The organism is Psychrobacter sp. Pi2-52 (assembly GCF_904846705.1).
Classification (GTDB): domain Bacteria; phylum Pseudomonadota; class Gammaproteobacteria; order Pseudomonadales; family Moraxellaceae; genus Psychrobacter.
The window spans coordinates 112,394-131,434 of the sequence record NZ_CAJHBS010000005.1 but is presented as its reverse complement, the minus strand read 5'-3'; the positions used below and the strand labels follow the sequence as shown (position 1 = coordinate 131,434).

At 43.6% G+C, this 19,041-nt stretch carries 18 protein-coding genes; 3 read left to right on the top strand and 15 right to left on the bottom strand.

Translation table 11 applies throughout. The annotated features are described in order from the left end of the window. The first annotated feature begins 54 nt into the window (after window positions 1-54). On the top strand, window positions 55-1,320 hold the full coding sequence (locus JMY00_RS04790) for a GTP-binding protein (protein WP_201579337.1): 1,266 nt from the start codon (window positions 55-57) through the stop codon (window positions 1,318-1,320). Between the two features lie 78 nt (window positions 1,321-1,398). Here the strand turns inward: JMY00_RS04790 and JMY00_RS04785 are convergent, their stop codons facing one another. The 4 genes from JMY00_RS04785 to ubiG form a co-directional block, all read right to left on the bottom strand. Continuing rightward, window positions 1,399-1,665, bottom strand: coding sequence for a DksA/TraR family C4-type zinc finger protein (locus JMY00_RS04785; RefSeq protein ID WP_101204603.1), 267 nt, complete (start codon window positions 1,663-1,665; stop codon window positions 1,399-1,401). A gap of 159 nt (window positions 1,666-1,824) precedes the next feature. Then, window positions 1,825-2,661, bottom strand: a complete 837-nt coding sequence (locus JMY00_RS04780) for a YciK family oxidoreductase (RefSeq protein WP_240990653.1) — start codon at window positions 2,659-2,661, stop codon at window positions 1,825-1,827. Window positions 2,662-2,736: 75 nt separating this feature from the next. Beyond that, the gene (locus tag JMY00_RS04775) at window positions 2,737-3,447 is read right to left on the bottom strand and encodes an HAD-IA family hydrolase (protein WP_101204604.1); all 711 of its coding nucleotides are present in this window, start codon (window positions 3,445-3,447) and stop codon (window positions 2,737-2,739) included. 67 nt (window positions 3,448-3,514) lie between these two features. Then, the gene (gene ubiG / locus JMY00_RS04770; protein WP_201579303.1) at window positions 3,515-4,342 is read right to left on the bottom strand and encodes a bifunctional 2-polyprenyl-6-hydroxyphenol methylase/3-demethylubiquinol 3-O-methyltransferase UbiG; all 828 of its coding nucleotides are present in this window, start codon (window positions 4,340-4,342) and stop codon (window positions 3,515-3,517) included. 505 nt (window positions 4,343-4,847) lie between these two features. Here ubiG and JMY00_RS04765 point away from each other — a divergent pair. Beyond that, a complete protein-coding gene (locus tag JMY00_RS04765; protein WP_201579302.1) occupies window positions 4,848-5,468 on the top strand; it encodes a thiol:disulfide interchange protein DsbA/DsbL in 621 nt (206 codons plus the stop codon). A 199-nt stretch (window positions 5,469-5,667) separates the two neighbouring features. On the opposite strand, the gene yjgA is transcribed toward JMY00_RS04765, so the two are convergent. From yjgA to mazG, 8 genes are all read right to left on the bottom strand, one after another. Beyond that, on the bottom strand, window positions 5,668-6,180 hold the full coding sequence (gene yjgA, locus JMY00_RS04760; RefSeq protein WP_057757930.1) for a ribosome biogenesis factor YjgA: 513 nt from the start codon (window positions 6,178-6,180) through the stop codon (window positions 5,668-5,670). 49 nt (window positions 6,181-6,229) lie between these two features. Beyond that, window positions 6,230-7,195 (bottom strand): RNase adapter RapZ, encoded by a 966-nt coding sequence (gene rapZ / locus JMY00_RS04755; RefSeq protein ID WP_201579301.1) that lies wholly within the window; start codon window positions 7,193-7,195, stop codon window positions 6,230-6,232. Window positions 7,196-7,246: 51 nt separating this feature from the next. After that, on the bottom strand, window positions 7,247-8,149 hold the full coding sequence (gene panC, locus JMY00_RS04750) for a pantoate--beta-alanine ligase (RefSeq protein ID WP_201579300.1): 903 nt from the start codon (window positions 8,147-8,149) through the stop codon (window positions 7,247-7,249). 48 nt (window positions 8,150-8,197) lie between these two features. Next, on the bottom strand, window positions 8,198-8,998 hold the full coding sequence (gene panB, locus JMY00_RS04745; protein ID WP_201579299.1) for a 3-methyl-2-oxobutanoate hydroxymethyltransferase: 801 nt from the start codon (window positions 8,996-8,998) through the stop codon (window positions 8,198-8,200). Window positions 8,999-9,124: 126 nt separating this feature from the next. Further along, window positions 9,125-9,646, bottom strand: coding sequence for a 2-amino-4-hydroxy-6-hydroxymethyldihydropteridine diphosphokinase (gene folK / locus JMY00_RS04740; protein ID WP_201579298.1), 522 nt, complete (start codon window positions 9,644-9,646; stop codon window positions 9,125-9,127). Between the two features lies 1 nt (window position 9,647). After that, window positions 9,648-11,879, bottom strand: coding sequence for a polynucleotide adenylyltransferase PcnB (pcnB, locus tag JMY00_RS04735; protein ID WP_201579297.1), 2,232 nt, complete (start codon window positions 11,877-11,879; stop codon window positions 9,648-9,650). A gap of 166 nt (window positions 11,880-12,045) precedes the next feature. After that, on the bottom strand, window positions 12,046-12,420 hold the full coding sequence (locus JMY00_RS04730; protein ID WP_201579296.1) for a ComEA family DNA-binding protein: 375 nt from the start codon (window positions 12,418-12,420) through the stop codon (window positions 12,046-12,048). Beyond that, window positions 12,404-13,270, bottom strand: coding sequence for a nucleoside triphosphate pyrophosphohydrolase (mazG, locus tag JMY00_RS04725; protein ID WP_201579295.1), 867 nt, complete (start codon window positions 13,268-13,270; stop codon window positions 12,404-12,406). The genes JMY00_RS04730 and mazG overlap by 17 nt, the downstream gene beginning before the upstream one ends. 138 nt (window positions 13,271-13,408) lie before the next feature. Between mazG and JMY00_RS04720 the strand changes: the two genes are divergently transcribed. After that, window positions 13,409-14,896: a phosphomannomutase CpsG gene (locus tag JMY00_RS04720; protein WP_201579294.1), complete on the top strand. Its 1,488-nt coding sequence runs from the start codon at window positions 13,409-13,411 to the stop codon at window positions 14,894-14,896. 101 nt (window positions 14,897-14,997) lie between these two features. Here JMY00_RS04720 and JMY00_RS04715 read toward each other — a convergent pair whose 3' ends face one another. From JMY00_RS04715 to JMY00_RS04705, 3 genes are read right to left on the bottom strand one after another with little or no spacing between them, the layout of a single operon-like run. Further along, the gene (locus JMY00_RS04715; protein ID WP_240990652.1) at window positions 14,998-16,383 is read right to left on the bottom strand and encodes a UDP-glucose/GDP-mannose dehydrogenase family protein; all 1,386 of its coding nucleotides are present in this window, start codon (window positions 16,381-16,383) and stop codon (window positions 14,998-15,000) included. 37 nt (window positions 16,384-16,420) lie between these two features. After that, a complete protein-coding gene (gene pgi / locus JMY00_RS04710) occupies window positions 16,421-18,100 on the bottom strand; it encodes a glucose-6-phosphate isomerase (protein WP_201579293.1) in 1,680 nt (559 codons plus the stop codon). A gap of 3 nt (window positions 18,101-18,103) precedes the next feature. Further along, window positions 18,104-18,988 (bottom strand): UTP--glucose-1-phosphate uridylyltransferase, encoded by an 885-nt coding sequence (locus JMY00_RS04705; protein WP_201579292.1) that lies wholly within the window; start codon window positions 18,986-18,988, stop codon window positions 18,104-18,106. Window positions 18,989-19,041: the final 53 nt, after the last annotated feature.

Sequence of the window (19,041 nt, the reverse complement as noted above, 5' to 3'; positions counted from 1 at the left end):
TAATTTCTTTTAATATAGGCCGTGTTTGGTTATTCACAAACACGTGCAAATATGATGAGCATATCTGTGAAAAAACCTACGATTTTTCAAAATATACCCTGCACATTAGTGACAGGGTTTTTAGGTGCTGGCAAAACTACCGTAATCAATCAGTTACTGGCCTCGAAACCGAATGACGAGCGCTGGGCTCTCTTAATCAATGAGTTTGGCCGTATCGGTATTGATGGAGCACTCCTTGCAAGCTCCCAAGATAACGATCTTGAGCAAAAGAATATCGCCATTCGTGAAGTCAGTGGTGGCTGTATTTGCTGCACCAGTCAGCTGCCCTTACAGATTGCAATCAGTCGTCTGCTCAGTGAGCATCATCCACAGCGATTGTTAATCGAGCCCACAGGTTTGGCACATCCACGTGAGCTGATACTACAACTCAGTGCGCCGCATTGGCAAACTGCCTTACAGATGAATGCGGTAATAACCGTACTGAATGGCAAGCAGTGGCAACAGATTAAGTATCGTGACCATGATGGTTTTCAAGCGCATGTCCGTGATTCTGATGTGCTGATAATCAATCGTTATACCCAATTAGATACTAGCGAAAAACAAGCCTTGGTAGAATGGATAACCAAGCTAAATTCACAAGTAAGAATTATTTGGACAGCATCAGGACTAACTGCACCTGAGACAACAGATTCCTCAGACGTCCATTCATCAGATAAGTTTGTAGCAAATAAACTTGTAGCAGATGCATATTCGTCTACGTTAAACGACCAACTGAATCAGCCCAGCTCTATCATTTCGAATCAACGAAAAGTTAGTATTTCTAATCCTCAAAAATTGATGATTGGTTTACAGTCTCAAGCTAACTCTTTAGCAACTGCGTCATCATCGAGTCTATCTACCGATGAGAGCGAGGCTCAGGCCAATCCTCAGACCAGTGCTGATAGTGATCTCCCCTATCGCTACCATGAAGAGCAGCAAGATTTTCAATTGGCTGGATGGCGACTACCCGCTCACTACATACTAAACGCTGACGATTTACAGAATTGGTTGTTAGCATTGCCAAATTGGCAACGTATCAAAGGCGTGGTACATACTTCTGATGGCTGGATGCAGATCAATTTTAACCCTGGTAGTCTAACCACCAGAACCATCGACCCACAGACTGATAGTCGATTGGAAATTATTTTGCGATTAGACAATGCTGTCGATACAAATGCTGCCAATACAGATATAGAAGAAACTGAGAATGATGCCAAAGCGTCATCAATATGGATAGATTGGGAAGAGTGCGATCGCGAACTGATGGCACTGGTTATATAGAAACAGACAAAGAAAGTGCGGACATTGCTATTTTAGCTAGCAATGTCCGCACTTTCTTTTCAACGCAACTAACTATTTTTAACGCAATTGACTGTCTTTACTACCACGACGATTAAACAGCTCAGCCGCTTTTGCTTCTTGTTCAAGCTCCGTCTGACAGCTAACACAATGCTGAATACCAGGCACCGCTAGTCGCCTTGCCTCTGGAATAGGCTTACCACATTCGTCACACAGCTCAGCACTCACACCTGTCGGTAACGAACGTCGCGCGCGTTCCAATGCATCATTTACAGTTGCATCCATTTGTTCGTGCTCAGCACCATCTCTTGACCAGCCACCTGCCATAATCTTATCCTATTTTTTTATTCATTATAATTAGACAACACAAATGTCTTTAATAACAAATAGATGGGGCTAGCTATTATTAATTGCAACCTGCAATAGTTTATAAAATCATCCATAAAGAATGACGCAGTTATTTCGACTCAACTTAAAACTTGGCCACTAGTCTTTTGGTTGTAGCTCAATGACTTGACCACGTACGCCAATGCTCTCATCACTCATCAGACAAACGTAGCCTGCCATGATATCTTCAGGTGTTTTCAAGCTCATAGGGTTTTCACCTGGATACGCATGCGCACGCATATTGGTACGAGTACCACCTGGATTAATGCAGTTAAAACGCAAATTGGTTGTGTTCTTCGTCTCTTGAGTAAAGATATCACTCATACCTTCTACTGCTTGTTTAGAGAGTGCATAAGCACCCCAAAATGCGCGAGGATGTGTACCTACAGTGCTAGAGGTAAAGACGATCGAGCCATGATCAGCATCTTTTAATAACGGCAATAGCGCTTGAGTCAGCATAAAAGTCGCTGTGAAATTGACTTTCATCACTTGGGCGAAAGTATCAACGTCATACATCTCAAGCGGCGTCAATTGTCCTAATACACCAGCATTATGCAATATACCATCTAACTGGCCGACCTCTTTATTGATTAGCCCTTCAAGCTGCTGCATTTCAGCGTAAGTTGCCCCTTCTAAATTCATCGGCAACATAGCAGGCTGCTTACCTCCAAGGCTTTCAATCTCATCGTAGACGTATTCAAGCTTGCTACTAGTGCGTCCTAACAATAAGACAGTGGCGCCATAACGCGCATAGGTCAATGCAGCAACACGGCCAATACCATCCCCTGCTCCAGTCACCAAAATAGTCTTACCATCTAAGCAGTTACTTGACGGTACAAAGCTACGAATATCATCATGTGTCAAAGGCTGAATAGGACTCTGAACAGTTTTTTTATTGTCTTGTGGAACGACTGGTTGATTATTATTGTCACTCATGGCATTGCTCACTACTTATCATTAAATCGTTGAGGATATGTGCTTATGGTTGTAAAACTGGTGATATATAGCAGTCTATAAATACTCAAACTTACCAGACGATAGCAGTAATTTATTTAACTGCTCAGGCGTATCCGTAATATAGTCGGCACCCCATTTTTTCAAAGACTTTTGATCTTCAGGTGGAATATATCCATAAGCGGCCAAAATCGTTGGCATGCCAGCAGCGTTGCCAGCTTCAATGTCACGTACATGGTCACCGACATAGAGCACGCAGCCTGCCGCGCCTCGAGGGATGCCGAGTTTTTCTAGCGCCATATACATTGGCTCTGGGTCTGGTTTGGTACGTGATACATCATCTGGACAGACCAAAACCGCACAGCGTTGATCCAGTTGCATCTCACTTAATAGCTTTTCGGCTAAATAACGTGGCTTGTTGGTAACGATACCCCAAGGCACACCTTTTGCTTCAAGCTCAGTCAGCACCGCTTCAAGCGCCTGAAACACGCAGCTATCGACACAGATATCTGCTTCATAATCATCTAAGAACTGCTGACGAAACTCAAGCAACGCTTCCTCGCTGACTTCAAGCTGATCGTTATGTCTTAGCATCAATTGCACCATAGCTGAGGCACCCGCAGAGACTTGCTCACGGATTTCTGCTTCAGGCGGTGCCTGCCAATCATTTTCGAGACTCATCTTACCAATGATACGAACAAAATCAGCAGCAGTATCGATTAATGTCCCATCAAGGTCAAATAAAACAGCTTTTACAAATTGGGTCATAGTGAATGCTCTTGAGATTGATGACGTGTTTAGTGAAAGTATGGCACATAAATGGCTGCGTGCAGCATCAAGCCAATGGCTTTTGTACGGCTATCATATAATTGACATCGACGTTTTGGGCAAGCCAGTAGCGTTTGGTCAGCGGATTATAATGCAAACCGATAATATCCTGACGAACAAATCCAGAATTAAGTGCCATTTTGTCTAACTCTGCTGGCGTAATAAATTTGGCATAGTCATGGGTGCCGCGATCAAGCAACCGCAGCACATACTCTGCACCAACGATGGCAAACAGATAAGACTTAGGATTGCGATTAATCGTTGATAACACACAGACGCCGCCAGGAGCCAGTAACTCATAACAAGCCTGCACAATCGAGCTAGGATCTGGCACGTGCTCTAGCATCTCCATGCAAGTCACCACATCAAACTGACCAGCCTGCGTTTTTGCCAACTCTTCAACGGGTATATGCTGATAACGAAGCGTATTCTCTAACTGGCTTTGCTCTGCATGTAACGCAGCAGCTTTTAGGTTCTCTGTACCTAAATCAATCCCTGTCACATCAGCCCCGCGGCGTGCCATAGATTCTGACAATATTCCGCCGCCGCACCCTACATCGAGTACTTTTTTGCCAGCAAGTCCTTGCTCAGCGGTTTTATTAGCAGCATTTTGATAGCCACGTTTGACGTTTTCTTCTATCCAATTTAAACGTAATGGATTGATCTCGTGTAGCGTTGCAAAGGCCCCTGTGTTGCTCCACCACTCACTCGCCAAGTTATTAAATTTTTCGACTTCGCTAGGATCCACGTTGATGGTGTTAGATTCTGTATTATTGAAAGTGCTATTGTTATTTTGATCACTCGAAGTTGATGAAGAATTTAAAACTGAGCTCATGGTATGTTCCTTGATTGTCACTATCGTTATTATCGTTTACAGTGCATGATTATGTATTTAATATTAGCATGAGAGTAGCAGTTTTGTCGTAAGCACATCGTCACCGATTGTGAATAGGCTTAAACTTTACCCTGTTTTTTGGGCAGTATCTCAATATAAAAGAGCTTGTCATTTTCGTGACAATATCGCATCCTAATACTTTCGACTATCTTAAATATTACATAGAAATAAAGCAGACGTTTGAGAAACAGTAGGTTCAGAAAGTAACAAGCAATATACCTTAAATAATAGCTAACAGCTTTACAACTATCGGTTAAGAATGCGATTCACAAGTACATACATTTTACGTTATCATAGTCGATACTTTGCTATTGTTCGATTATACTCGACACTGTCTGGTTTAGACGCTTTAAGAGCTATATATTTTAAAGTGTCACATGTTTTACAACCATATAGACACCAACCTCTTAACCCATTCTAAGTCTCCACACCTCAAGGATAAAGTATGAAACGTGTCATCACACTGACTGGTCTAGCCATGGCCATTGGACTTGCCTCTATGGGCGCACAAGCTGCAGACTATGTCGCTGGAAAAGATTACCGTGTGCTAGACAACCCAGAGAAAATCAGCGGTGATGCTATCATTGTTCGTGAATTCTTTTGGTATGGTTGCCCACATTGTAATGTGCTTGATCCACATATGGAAAAATGGGCAAAGACTAAAGACAAAGATGTCGTATTCTTCAAAACACCAGCGGCACTTAACCCTGTTTGGGAAGCCAATGCACGCGGTTTTTATGCGGCTCAGCTTTTAGGGTTCGAAGACAAAACTCATTCTGCATTATTTGATGCTATCCATAAAGATGGTAAAAAACTGTTTGATCAATCATCATTGAGCAAATGGTATGCATCAAAAGGCGTGAATGAAAAGAAATTTAACAGCCTATATAACTCATTCGCTGTTGGTACAAAAATTGGTCGCTCACAAGAAGGCGCTAAACGTTATCAGCTTTCTGGCGTACCAGCCGTGGTCGTACAAGGCAAATACGTGGTAACGGGTGAAGACGCTAAAGTGCCTAAAGTTGTTGACTATCTAGTTGATAAAGCCCGCGCTGAAAAGAAATAATTCGAGCCATAAGTACTTGAATAACTCGCATGACGTACAGCATATCTGTATGTCGTGCACAAAAAAGCCAATCATATATTGATTGGCTTTTTTGCATCTTAACCTTTTAGCTATACGTCGTTTAATCACTCATTTTTAATTGCTCGTCTTTCAACTAATAAAATTCTAATTAATAGATTTCTAGCTTGGTATATAGATGTTATTTCTTCAGCTGCGATAAAATAGCCACTTCACGAATATAACTTGCCAAATCTGCTTTAGATTCTGCTAGCAACTCATCATCTTGCATGTGTTTGGCATATTCTATCCATAATAATAGTTGATACATACTGTGGTGCTCAGAAGCTTTATATTGCTTCACAAACTGCTTGAGCGTACCTTCATCATTGATATTCAGGCGCTCGTACCAGCTCTCTATTTTTGAGACCTGCTCTTTAGGGAAAAAGGCATCAAATAGTGCCTTTATCAGCTCATGACGATTTTCTTCAATCATCAGCTTGCCAACACGTTTGGTTTGACGGTTGCGAGCATTGGCGCTGGTAATATCAGCCAATGCCATTAGCTCTGCCATAAAATAATCACTTGCAGGTAAGGCTTTTAGCTGTTTTTTCGATAAGCTAGCAAGCGGTATAGATAACTGCTGCAAGCGCTCATGGGCTTTTTTGAGTTCTGTGCGCGAAACGCGCATATCCTGTTCTTTCCAGTCGATCATAAAAGCTTTCCAAAATAATAATTAATAAATTAAATAGTGTCTGATATCACTACCAGCGACTTTTTTCGCGGTGTTTTGCCAAGACCTTCACGCCTTTAGGCATAGCGTCAGCAAGACGGCGTTGTAGATGATCAGTGATAAAAACAGAGCGATGTTTGCCGCCCGTACAGCCTATAGCAACCGTGACCGTATGACGATTATTGTGCAAAAACTCCGGTAGCCAACGGGTCAAAAACTTATCAATATCACCCATCATTTCTGCTACTTCTGGATAATCTAAGAAGAATGCCCCTACTTCAGTATCCAGACCTGTCGAGTCACGTAACTCAGGGTTCCAATGCGGATTCGGTAAAATTCTAACGTCGAATACAAAGTCAGCATCAATAGGGCTACCGTATTTAAAACCAAAAGACAGTAGATTGATGACAATCTGATTGTCCATGCCTATATGTTCACGCAAGCTGTCTTTTAATTGATGAATATTTAGGCTACTGGTATCAATCCTAATATCAGCATGACCAGCAATTGGCTCTAACAGCTCAACTTCTTTCTTGATAGCAGCCGGTAAATTAAAGGCAATATGCTTAGCATTGTCACTATCAATATCTTGAGACATCAGCGGATGTACACGGCGCGTCGCGTTAAAACGAGCTATCAGCGTACTCTCTTGTGCAGTCACATATAAAATCTGTACCGCATGCGACCCATAGGTTTCCTTGAGAGAAGCATACGTTACTGCAAAGTTAGATAAATCAGCACGTGGCGTTCGAATATCGACACCCAGCGCAATACGATGAATGCCGCTTTCATTGACCAGTTTATGAGCAGCATTAGGTAACAAAGACAGCGGTAAGTTATCAATAGAGTAATAGCCTAGATCTTCTAAGATATTCAATACTGAGGTTTTACCAGATCCTGAACGCCCTGAGACCACCAATATACTGAGCTTATTCGTAGACGTCTGATCCGCTATCGTTGCTGCCGCATTACTATTTTGATCCTGACTTACACCCATGATCTACTCATCCAAGTCTATTGTATCTAGTCTACTGCTATATCATAAAAGCTAATTTACCACTACCAACTGATTGTCTAACAAACGCGCTTTTCCTAGCCATGCTGCGACTAAAATAACGATGTTTTTGTTTTCTATATTAAAGGTTTTAGAGTCACTTACGACAGAACATAGCTCTTCAGTCTTTATTTCCAGATAATCAATAATAAAACCTGCGTCACTAATACGTGTTCGCGTATCTACTAATAGCTTATCAAATGCTTGCTGACTAAGAGCCTTACTTTTCAAACTCTGTGCTAATTCTTGCAATGCTTGATGTAATACAGGGGCAGCTTGACGCTCATTTGCACTTAAGTATTGATTACGCGATGATAGCGCTAAGCCATCATCAGCACGAACAATAGGCGCACCAATGATATTAATAGGATAACTCAAGTCACGTACCAATTGCTTAATGATAGCAAGCTGCTGATAGTCTTTTTGTCCAAATACTGCCACATCTGGTTGTACGATATTGAATAGTTTAGCAACAACAATACCAACACCATCAAAGTGTCCAGGACGCGATTGACCACATAACTGATTGGCAATAGCACCAGCCAACACCGCAGTAGGTGGTGGTAATACTGGATACATCGCATCAATACTAGGTGCAAACACATAATCTGCATCAACTGTCGCAAGCTTAGCCACATCTGCATCTAGCGTACGCGGATAGCTATCAAAATCTTCTCCAACGCCAAACTGCGTAGGGTTAACGAAGATACTGACCACCACTACATCCGCATGCTGTTTGGCAATCTTTACCAGCTCAAGATGACCGTCATGCAGATTACCCATCGTTGGTACTAACGCAATGCGCTGCTGACGGCCTTGTTTGCCACTTTGCTGACCACGATAAGGCTGAAGCGCTTCACGTAGTGATGAGATATCATGATAAATAATTGGAGACATGATTACTTTTCTTCTATTCAAACGTTCTGTTGTTCAATAGCTTCAAAATCAGCTAAATTGGTGCTGCTCAGTCGGGAAGCTACCTTCGCGTACTGACTGCTGATAGAGCGCAAAAGCACCTTCGATACTGTGTGCGCTATTACGCTCATCCGTTAAAAAGTCATGGACAAAACGTGGCACTCGGCCATGCACCATACCTAGCATGTCATGCATAACCAATACCTGACCATCAGTATCGGCTCCAGCACCAATACCGATAACTGGCACGGCAACCGCATCTGTCACTGCTTTTGCAAGTGCGGCTGGAACACATTCTAATACTAGCAGTGCAGCGCCAGCGTCAACGACTGCTTTGGCATCAGCAAGCAGTTTGTCAGCTGCTTCATCACCGCGACCTTGAATTTTATAACCGCCAAACACGTTGACTGATTGCGGAGTCAAACCAAGATGTACACAAGTTGGTGTACCTGCTTGCGCCAAGGTCGTTACCAATTCACACAGCTCGCTACCGCCTTCGATTTTTATGACATGCGCCCCTGCTTGCATTAGCGTGCGACTATTAGCAACGGCTTCTGGTAGTGTCACATAACTCATAAACGGTAGGTCAGCCAATATCAGCGCGTGTTTGTTGCTACGGGCAATATTGGCAGTGTGATAAGCCATATCATTGACTGTTACAGGTAATGTTGAGTCATGGCCTTGTACAACCATGCCCAAGCTATCCCCAATTAAAATCGTATCAATTTCGGCTTTTTCCATCATTCGTGCAAACATCGAGTCATAACAGGTCAAGCAAGTGAACTTGGTACCGTCTTTTTTAAACTTATTTAGAGTAGATAATGTCGTCATATGACCCTCAATTAATCTGCAATGCCTTTTATTATCAATATTGCTACTATTCTAGCTATGATTGAGATGTCTTAGACAAACCTCCCAATCATTTATTAACTCTCACTTAGTATTAGTTGCTTATAATCAATCGCTTGATAGTAATGTTAAACCTGTCCAATCGCGACTTTGGGAATAGTCACCTATCGACTTACCGGCGATGGTTAAGTTTGGTGCCAACTCTCGCAGTGGTATTAAGACAAAATTGCGCTCACTTAAACCAGCGTGCGGTATTGTCAGTGTTGGATCAGTAATCTGTGTCTCGCCGTATAGCAAAATATCAACATCTAGACTACGTTCACCCCAACGGCGCAAACGTGCCCGCTTGGCCATGCTCTCTAACTGCTGACAAAAAGCAAGCAGCTCATAAGGGGCAAACGTTGTCTCAAAACCAGCTACTGCATTAACAAAATCCGGCTGATCTTGCGGACCCATCGGTGCTGAAGCGTAAAAAGAAGAGACACTTACTTCACGTACCTGCTCATGTGCTCGCATTACTGCAAGCGCCTGCCGCAAATGATCGGCAGGCGAACCTAGTTCATTAGCGAGGTTGCTACCCAAGCCCACATAACAGGTAACCCAGTTACTATTATCTGTACTGTTATCCATATTATACGCTTTCAGTACTAGGCTGACGGCGGCGGCGCTTCGATGGTACAGGGCCTTTGTTATCAGTTACTTTCACAGCAGGCATTTGATCGCTCGTATCTTGCTTCGCTTTAGCAGCCTTTGCAGTAGTTGCTTTCACCGATTTCTTGGCTCTCGCAGGTGCAGCGGTTTTTGCCGCGTCTTTGCTATCTACTGCCTTGCTACCTACTTCCTTTACAACTTTAGTATCGCTTTTATCAGGCGATTCAACTGCAGGTTTAGGCGCTTTTTTCGCATACTTCGCTGCTAGCTGTGCTTTGCCATTATTGCCCTTCGCATCGCTATTGCTTTGTACTTCAATGTTGCTCGCACTATTTACAGTAGGTTGACGACGGCGACGCTTATGCGGGATCGGCTCGTTATTCATACTAACTAACGCAGGTGATCTTGCGATTGAGCGAGCTGGTCTAGCCTGACTAGCTGATGCTTGATCTTCTGGGTGGTTATTATTAGACGGCTGAGTGCTACTATTTACGCGCTCGGCTTTAGCCACTTGCTTTGATGCATCTTGATTGGTTAATGCTTGCTTTCGTACAGGTGCTTTGCTGCGCTTCGACGTATCATCAGCTGACAGTTGCTTCTGCAATGGCGGCACGACATTCTCGTGCTCGATCACAAACAATGGCTTAGGCTTTGCCTGTTGACTTGCCGATTGCTTGTTACTAGCAAGAGACAGCTGCTGTAGCTGAGCAAGCTCATTATTGTCTTGCTCTACTTGCTGCACGTTGTGTCTACCACTGTCAGTGCGGCCAGCTTTAGATTGGTTGGCAGCGCGGCGGCGACGGGCTGGAATATTTGACGAATCATTTACCATTGTTTGATCATTTCTACCTTTTTCAGCACGGTCATCGGCTTTATTTTGCTTTGTACTGTTCTGATTAGGTGCTGCATTATCAGTAGTCTGTATTGTTGATTCTTGACGATTACGTCCGCGACCACGTTGCCCTTTTTTATAAGCACCTCGGCGAATATTTTCGTCAAATTCATCAATCGCTTGCTGCTGCTCTTGTTCAGATAAGGTTTGATACGTCTGCCACCAGTCACCCATATCGTTGGTTGACTCTGATAGCGGATGCTCTGCATCGCCACATTGCTCACGCAATAATAAAAAGTCAAAACCCGCACGGAAACGTGGATGCTCAGATAGCTGAACGATTTGCTTGCTACGTGGGGCTGCAAGTTTCGGCTGCAATATCCAGATATCACGGATAAACTGCTCAGCAAATTTCGGAATAGCGGTTTTGATACGCTGACGGTCGATGACTTTACCAGCCGCATGCATTTGCGCTTCGGCAAACGGCATATTGCGTTTCTTAGCTTTTGCCAATTGATGTAGGTAATTTTCCCACAGTAAGGCAGCATAGAAGAACGCAGGGTTGATACTCTTGCCTGCCGCAATACGCTTATCGGTATTGATAGCTACCTGATTGACTAAAGCACTTGGCTCAGACGGTGGATAGATAATGAGGCTATCAATCGCACCTGATTCAAACAATAATGGCAATAGGGGTACTAGATAGCCACCGGTAAACATCTTTTGCGTTTCATCATAGAGACGATGCGGTGATATTTGCTCAAGCAGCGCCCAGTTCCCGTCATTGAATTGCTCGGACAACGCTTCATCAAACTCAAAACCTAGCTTGGCTTTGAAACGTAAGGCACGGAGCAAGCGCACAGGATCTTCTTCGATACGTACTGGCGCATTGCCCAATAGACGAATGATTCTGTTGTCAATATCATCAAGCGCACCGCAGAAATCATGAACGATGCCTTTGAGCGGTTGATAATAAAGCGCATTAATAGAGAAGTCGCGACGGGAAAAATCTTGTCGGATATCGCCCCAAACATTGTCACGCAGAATCATACCATCTTGATTGGTATTGGCATCACTGGTTGGTGGACCACGGAAAGTAGCAACTTCGATCAGCTCGCGACCTGAGTATACATGCGCTAACTGGAAGCGGCGACCGATAATGCGGCAGCGCTTACCAAAGACATCTTTAATCTCATGTGGCTTGGCATCGGTGACGGCATCAAAGTCTTTCGGGCGCAGACCTAATAAAGTATCGCGCACACCACCACCAACGATATACGCATCAAACCCAGCACGGGTCAATGTGGCAATCACTTCAGTAATGGAATTGGGTAATTCAGATTTGTTCAGTTCTAACTGCTTGGCGGCACGCTCGGCCATGCATCTACTCCTCGCCGGTATTCTTTAACTACCCCTGAATAACACAGCGTTTATCAGGCGGATGTACCCGCTAGTTTAACAAATTTTGGACCTACTGGGGGTGTTATGACATTTACTTACATGCTATTTTGTCAATATTAGGGTTAATTAATGCAAAACACCATCATTAATCGCGCACGCTTAAACGTCTTTGGTTTTTCTCGACTGTTTTTGCACCGATACCTTTCACTTTGGCTAACTCATCCACTGTCTTAAAATCGCCAAACATGTCACGATATAAAATTATCGCCTGCGCTTTACTGCTGCCGATACCATCTAACGAAACTAGCTCGCCTTCATTGGCTCGATTGATATTAATGACTTTCTGTTCACGCGCTTGTGTAATAGCTTTTTCTTTTGCGATTAAATACTCATAGGCACGTTTAGGGTCGTCAAAACAAGGATCTGCATTCGCATTGCTGAGTGCGACCACAGACAATAGGAGACTAACAGCTGTGGTCGTCAGTAAGCTGGCAAATGAAAATTTACGATGAGCGTTCATGTTGTTTCGCCGCTTCCCACAGTGCATCCATTTCTGTTATATCGCTGTCCTCTAACTGCTTGCCAGCGAGTTCTAGCTGCTCCTCAATATAACCAAAGCGAGATTTAAACTTGTGCACGCAGGTTAAGGTAGCCGCTTCTGCATCAAGGTTTAGTTTGCGTGCAACGTTCACGAGTGCAAACATACAGTCGCCTAATTCTTTTTCGACCTCTCTGATGTTAGCTTTAACCTCGGCTGTAGACTTATCTGTTAGCTCATGTTTTAGCTCAGCAATCTCTTCGTCTAGCTTATCTACGGCACCTGCAATACCTTCCCAATCAAAACCCAACTTTGACGCTTGCTTTTGTACATCCTGCGCCTGCATCAAAGCACTACCCGCTTTGATTTGATCTAAGCGACGCTTTGATTTACCACGTGCTTCGCGTGCCTGCTGCTCCTCGAGCTTAATCTCATCCCAGCGTACTTTTACTGCTGCATCGTCTTTAAGCGTTTCGGCTTCAAACACATGTGGATGACGACGAACCAGCTTCTCTTGTAAGGTCGTAATAACATCACTCATATCAAAGCGCCCCTGCTCCGCATACATCTGACAATGAAATACCACTTGCAGCAGCACATCACCAAGCTCACCTTTGATGTCTTCATCATCGTCGCTTTGTACCGCTTCGCCTAGCTCGTAAGCCTCTTCAATGGCGTACGGAATAAGGCTATGATTGGTTTGCTTTTTGTCCCACGGACAGTCTGCCCTTAGTCGTGCCATCAACGCTAACAAATCATCAAGCTGGCCAGTAGCGTCTGGAGTTCCTTGCACGGGCTTGGGCACGGTAATTTTATTGTCTGAAATACTCATAAGGATGGCTCTTATCGTTTTATGTGTTGTTTGCTGATTCGTCTAATAGTTAGTGTATCATTGAACACAGCTTGGCTTATAATTGTGCTACTGACGACTTCATTTTACCACTGCTCATGCGAGAGGAACTTTATCATTATGTCCACTTCTGCGACCACCAACTATCAACCAGCTGCGACATTCGACCCTATTACTATCAGCTCATTTAAGGCCTATGACATTCGGGGTGAGCTTGGGGTCAATCTCAATGAAGAGATTGCCTACCGTATCGGGCGCGCGTTTGCACAGATTTTGTATCAGTGTTATCAGGCAGCGGCTCAAACTCAAGCCAATGATATAGCAATTCTAAAACCTGCTATCGTTATCGGTAGTGATATTCGCCACTCTAGTGAGCAGTTAAAGCAAGCAGCTATCACAGGTATGATGGATGCAGGCGTTGATGTGATTGATTTGGGCATGAGTGGTACTGAAGAAGTATATTTTGCTACCAGTCACTATCAGGCGTTAGGTGGTATCGAAGTGACTGCCAGTCATAACCCTATCAATTATAATGGCCTAAAACTGGTTAAAGAACATTCAAAACCAATCAGCGCTGATGATGGTTTGGCAGAGATTCAAGCACTGGCAGAATCTGGGCAGTTCACTACGGATAATCAATCAGGCAAATTACAGTTATTGACGGATAAAAGCGCGTACATCGATCATGTCATGACTTTTATCGATACTGATAAACTAAAACCACTCAAACTGGTCGTTAATTCAGGCAATGGTAGCGCAGGTCCTGTGGTCGATTTATTAATCGATAAATTAGCACAGGCAGATGCACCGATTGAAGTCGTTAAACTGCATCATACACCAGATGGTAGCTTCCCTAATGGCATCCCCAACCCAATGATTGAAGCCAATAGAGTGGCCACCCAGAAAGCCGTTTTGGAAAACAACGCGGATCTTGGTATTGCTTTTGATGGGGACTTTGATCGCTGCTTCTTATTTGATGAACGTGGCGAATTTATCGATGGTAGCTACATCGTCGGCATGCTCGCTCAAGCATTTTTGAACAAATATCCGAGTGAATCAATCGTCTATGATCCACGGGTAATTTATAATACCGAAGCAGTGATAGAAGAACATAACGGTACAGCTGTCATTAGCAAATCTGGACATTCATTTATCAAGCAAGTCATGCGTGACTCAGGTGCTGTATATGGTGGTGAAATGTCTGCCCATCACTATTTCCGCGACTTCTTCTATTGCGACAGTGGTATGATTCCATGGTTATTGACTATTGAGCTATTGTCTATCACCGGTAAAACACTATCCGAATTGGTCACAGGCTATATTGCCGCCTATCCTAGCTCAGGCGAATTAAACTTTCACCTCACTACTCACGATGCACCAGCTATCATCAGCGCTATTGAAGCCAAATTCAGCAACGAGCAACCAATTAAATCGACACTTGATGGTTTAAGTCTTAACTTTGGAGAGTGGCGCTTTAATTTGCGAGCATCGAATACCGAACCACTTATCAGATTAAATATCGAAAGTCGCGGCGAGCAACCGTTACTAGCTGCTAAAACCCAAGAGATAGAGCAGTGGCTAGCAACTCAAGGTGCCGTACCAACATAAAGTGATTACCCCAGTAAAATAATTCTGATTGTCAGTCGAAAAAGGCTCGCTAATGAGTATTAGCGAGCCTTTTTTCTATACACAGAAAACCTTAAATCAAACTATTTAGTTCGACCAATACCCATATAGTCACCTACTAAGCTATTAATTTGCGAGCGTGTCAGTGCATTTTGCGCATCAAATACTGGCATGGCTTGTTGATTGATTTTGCCAATATCCAATTGATCTCGTGGTGACCAACTAACAATAAAAATAGCATGGGTATCGCAAAGCTGTTGATAGGGACTAGTAATCAGCTCAAGCAAGGGTTGTTGCTGATAAAGCTCAGCAAGCTCGTGCTGTGCCTTATCACTATAAACCAGTGTGCGAATATTATAAGACCACAGTAATGCTAATAACGGATGGATAGCTGAGCTAGCAGTACGTCCTGAACCTGATTTATAACTACCGCCCCAAATCATGACTGTTTTATTATCAATAAAACCATCAAAATATTGCCAAAATTTACGGAATATCAGCTCTTTTTGATCTTCATTAATATGCATAATAGATTGTAATAAAGGCATATCTAAGCTATGCCTATAGCTTGACTGCTGCAATTTAGCCAGCTCAGTGGGCAAAGTATTACCACCGAAGCCCCACCCTGCTTTTAGATAACTACTGCCTACCCGCTCATCCAATCCCATAATGCGACTGACTTGACTGATATCAACATTTTGACTATCAGCCAAACGTGACATCTCATTCATAAAGCTCACTCTAGTCGCTAGCATCGCCATGATACTACTGCGAGCAAACTCTATCGTTGCGATATCAGCATGATGAGTAGCGCGTGCGTGCTGCATTAAAGGCTTCAGTACATTCAAGTGCTGGCTGCTACTTGCTGTCTTTTCACCCAGTAGCCATAACGAAGGATTCAACATCGAGCTATACGCATCGCCATCTTGTAAGAATACAAATGGCACATAATAGACCCAAGCACGTTGTAAACGCTGAGCCAAATCGGCTACATGGCCTAATTGCTCAATGCCGCTCATAATCACAGGTAGCGCCTGCTGATAGCTGTGATTAAACACGGTAATCCAGCTGTCTTCTGTCCATGCTAGCTTGACACTGTCTAAAAACAACCAATAAAGCGTCACCGTATTTTGAGCATCAGTTTCGTTATGACCAGCTGCTTCGTAGCCTTTTATTAGCATATCGGCTCTAGCTGGTAATTCCTTACTGATAATGACCTGCTGCTGCTCATACATTTGCCACAGCGCTTGCAGATGATGCTCAAAACCATACTGTTGTATCTGCTGCGTCAGTAGCGCCTTGTCTGCGTAAAGATGCACACACTGACCAAGACTTGCCAGCACTACTGCACTGGTAATCGCCTCTATACTGTGACCAATAAGCACACAGACTGTGGAATCAGTTAATTGGTTTGGTTCAGATTTATTGTTATATTTATTCATATGGCTACCATCTAAAGCCGTTTCCATGAGCGTGCTTTCCTATATTATTGACACACCATTATCGCTAGGACAGCTGTTTGATACGCTGTAGTAATTGGTCAGTAGACGTATCAAATAGACCTTGAGAATCTTTCTGCACGTGCTGCATAGCATGGTGTACGGAGTCTGCCATTTGCTTGCCCATCTCAACGCCCCATTGATCAAACGGATTGATATCCCAAATGCTGGCCATGACATAGACCTTATGCTCGTAGAGCGCTATCAATGCGCCTAAGCTATGCGGCGTCAGCTCATCAATCAGTAATGTAGTTGACGGTTGATTCCCACGGTAGTACTTATATTTGTCCGCATGAGACACTGTCTGTGGATCAACCAGATCTGTCACAGCAGCATTGCCAAATGCCAATACTCGACTTTGCGCAAGACAGTTGGCTAAAGACAATTCGTGCTGTTGCTGCAATGATGAGTTCTGCGCCTCATCACCGTAGCGTCGCACGCAAGCGATAAAATCACAGGAGACTTGCTGCGTACCTTGGTGTAGCAGCTGATAGAATGCATGTTGTGCATTTGAGCCAATTTCACCCCATAGAATTGGACACGTATCATAGTCAATATGATCCCCATTCCGAGTAACAGACTTACCATTACTCTCCATCTCTAGCTGGGTAAGATAGCTAGGTAGATAGCCCAATCGGCCATCATAAGGCAATACAGTGTGCGCGTTTACTTGTAAAAAAGTACTGTTCCAAACAGCCAGTAAGCCTAGCAATACTGGTAAGTTATCAGCAAAATCAGCCTGTGCAAAATGCTCATCCATACTATGAGCACCGCTTAATAGAGCCTTAAAGCCATTCATACCGATACGAATAGCAATGGCAAGGCCAATTGCTGACCATAGAGAAAATCGACCGCCGACCCACTCCCAAAGCTGCAACTGATGCTCAGGATGAATTCCCCAAGCACTCATTTTTTCACTATTGGCTGAGATGCCGATAAAGTGACGACGCAATACACTATCTTCTGTACCTGCACGGAGTTTTGCCGTCACAAGTAGCCAAGATAATGCCGTCTTAGCATTCGATAAAGTGTCAACCGTACCAAAGGATTTGGAAGAGATAATAAATAGTGTGGTCTCAGGATTTAAATGCTTGAGTAGATTATCAAGCTGCGTACCGTCCATATTGGAGACAAAATGCACTTCAATACTGGTATCTGCCCATTCGTCGAGCGCTGTAGTTGCCATGAGTGGGCCAAGATCAGAACCGCCAACCCCAATATTGACAACATCTGTAATTGCCTTGCCAGAAAACCCGCGCCACGTGCCATTGCGCACGCGCTCTGAGAGGCGTGCTACTTGTGCCAAACTATGATGTACATCAGTGACAATATTTTGTCCATCGACTTGTAATGTCGCTGTCTCTGGCAATCGTAATGCTGTGTGCAATGCAGCACGCTGCTCGCTGGTATTTACCATCGCTCCTTGTAGTAACGAATCAATACGAGCATCTAGCTCACAACTATCGGCCAAACTTAGTAAGTTAGACAATACTGTCTGATCGATACGCTGCTTACTAAAGTCCATATACAGCGCACCAGCCTGCACACTGAAATGCTTAGCGCGATTATCATCTTGCGCAAATAACTGTGCAAGCGACCATGGATGTTTTGCAAGCGTCTGTAGTTGCTGCCAGTATTTAGAATGTCGAGCACTGCTATATGCTTTGTCGCCCTTTATCTCTTCCATCAGCTACTCATCGTCTGCTAATTGCTGTTCGGCAAAGTAGATGAATGCCTGCATATACGAGCGCATATCGCCTGCATCGTAGCTATCGCCACGCATAGTTGTGACATGGACACCATATTCACTAATGAGCGCGTCAATCGCATCTGTCAGCTGAATTTCACCACCGACTGAAGCTTTAGTGTTTGTCAAGTAATCGAATATCTTATTGCTAAATATATAGCGTCCTACCACAGCCAGATTTGAAGGAGCATCATCTAAATTGGGCTTTTCTACAAAACCAGCCACTTTAAAGCTAGTATTAGTATTTATTTCTTCACTAATGTCATTAGTATCGCTGAGCTTTTCATCTAGTTGAGCAATACCGTATTTATGTACATCTTCATCCGCTACTTGATCAACCAATATCTGTGAATGACCATCTGTAGCAAAGGCATCTAACATAAACGCCAAATTGTCAGTTGACATATCAGTAGTAAAAGGATCAAGCACGACATCAGGCAATAATACGGCAAAGTCATGCTCACCAATGATTGGTCGCGCTGCCAGTACTGCATGTCCCAAACCTAACGCTTTACCTTGACGTATCATCGACACAGTCACATCTTCTGGCAACCAATTTAAGCTATCAGCCAGTTCATCTTTGCCTTTATGACGCAATTGATTGTCCAATTCGGCATTGATATCAAAGTAGTTTTCAATCGCGCTCTTTTGCGCATGACCGACCAAGACAATATGCTTGACACCCGCAGCGATGGCCTCTTCGACCACGTAGTGAATAGCAGGGCGATTGCCAAGCGGTAACAACTCTTTTGGCACAGATTTTGACAATGGCAGCATACGTGTCCCAAAGCCTGCAACGGGAATAATGGCGTGGGTGATTTTTTTCATAGTATGTTAGCTATATTAAGAAGATGGGTGAAAATGAGACAATCATAACGCAT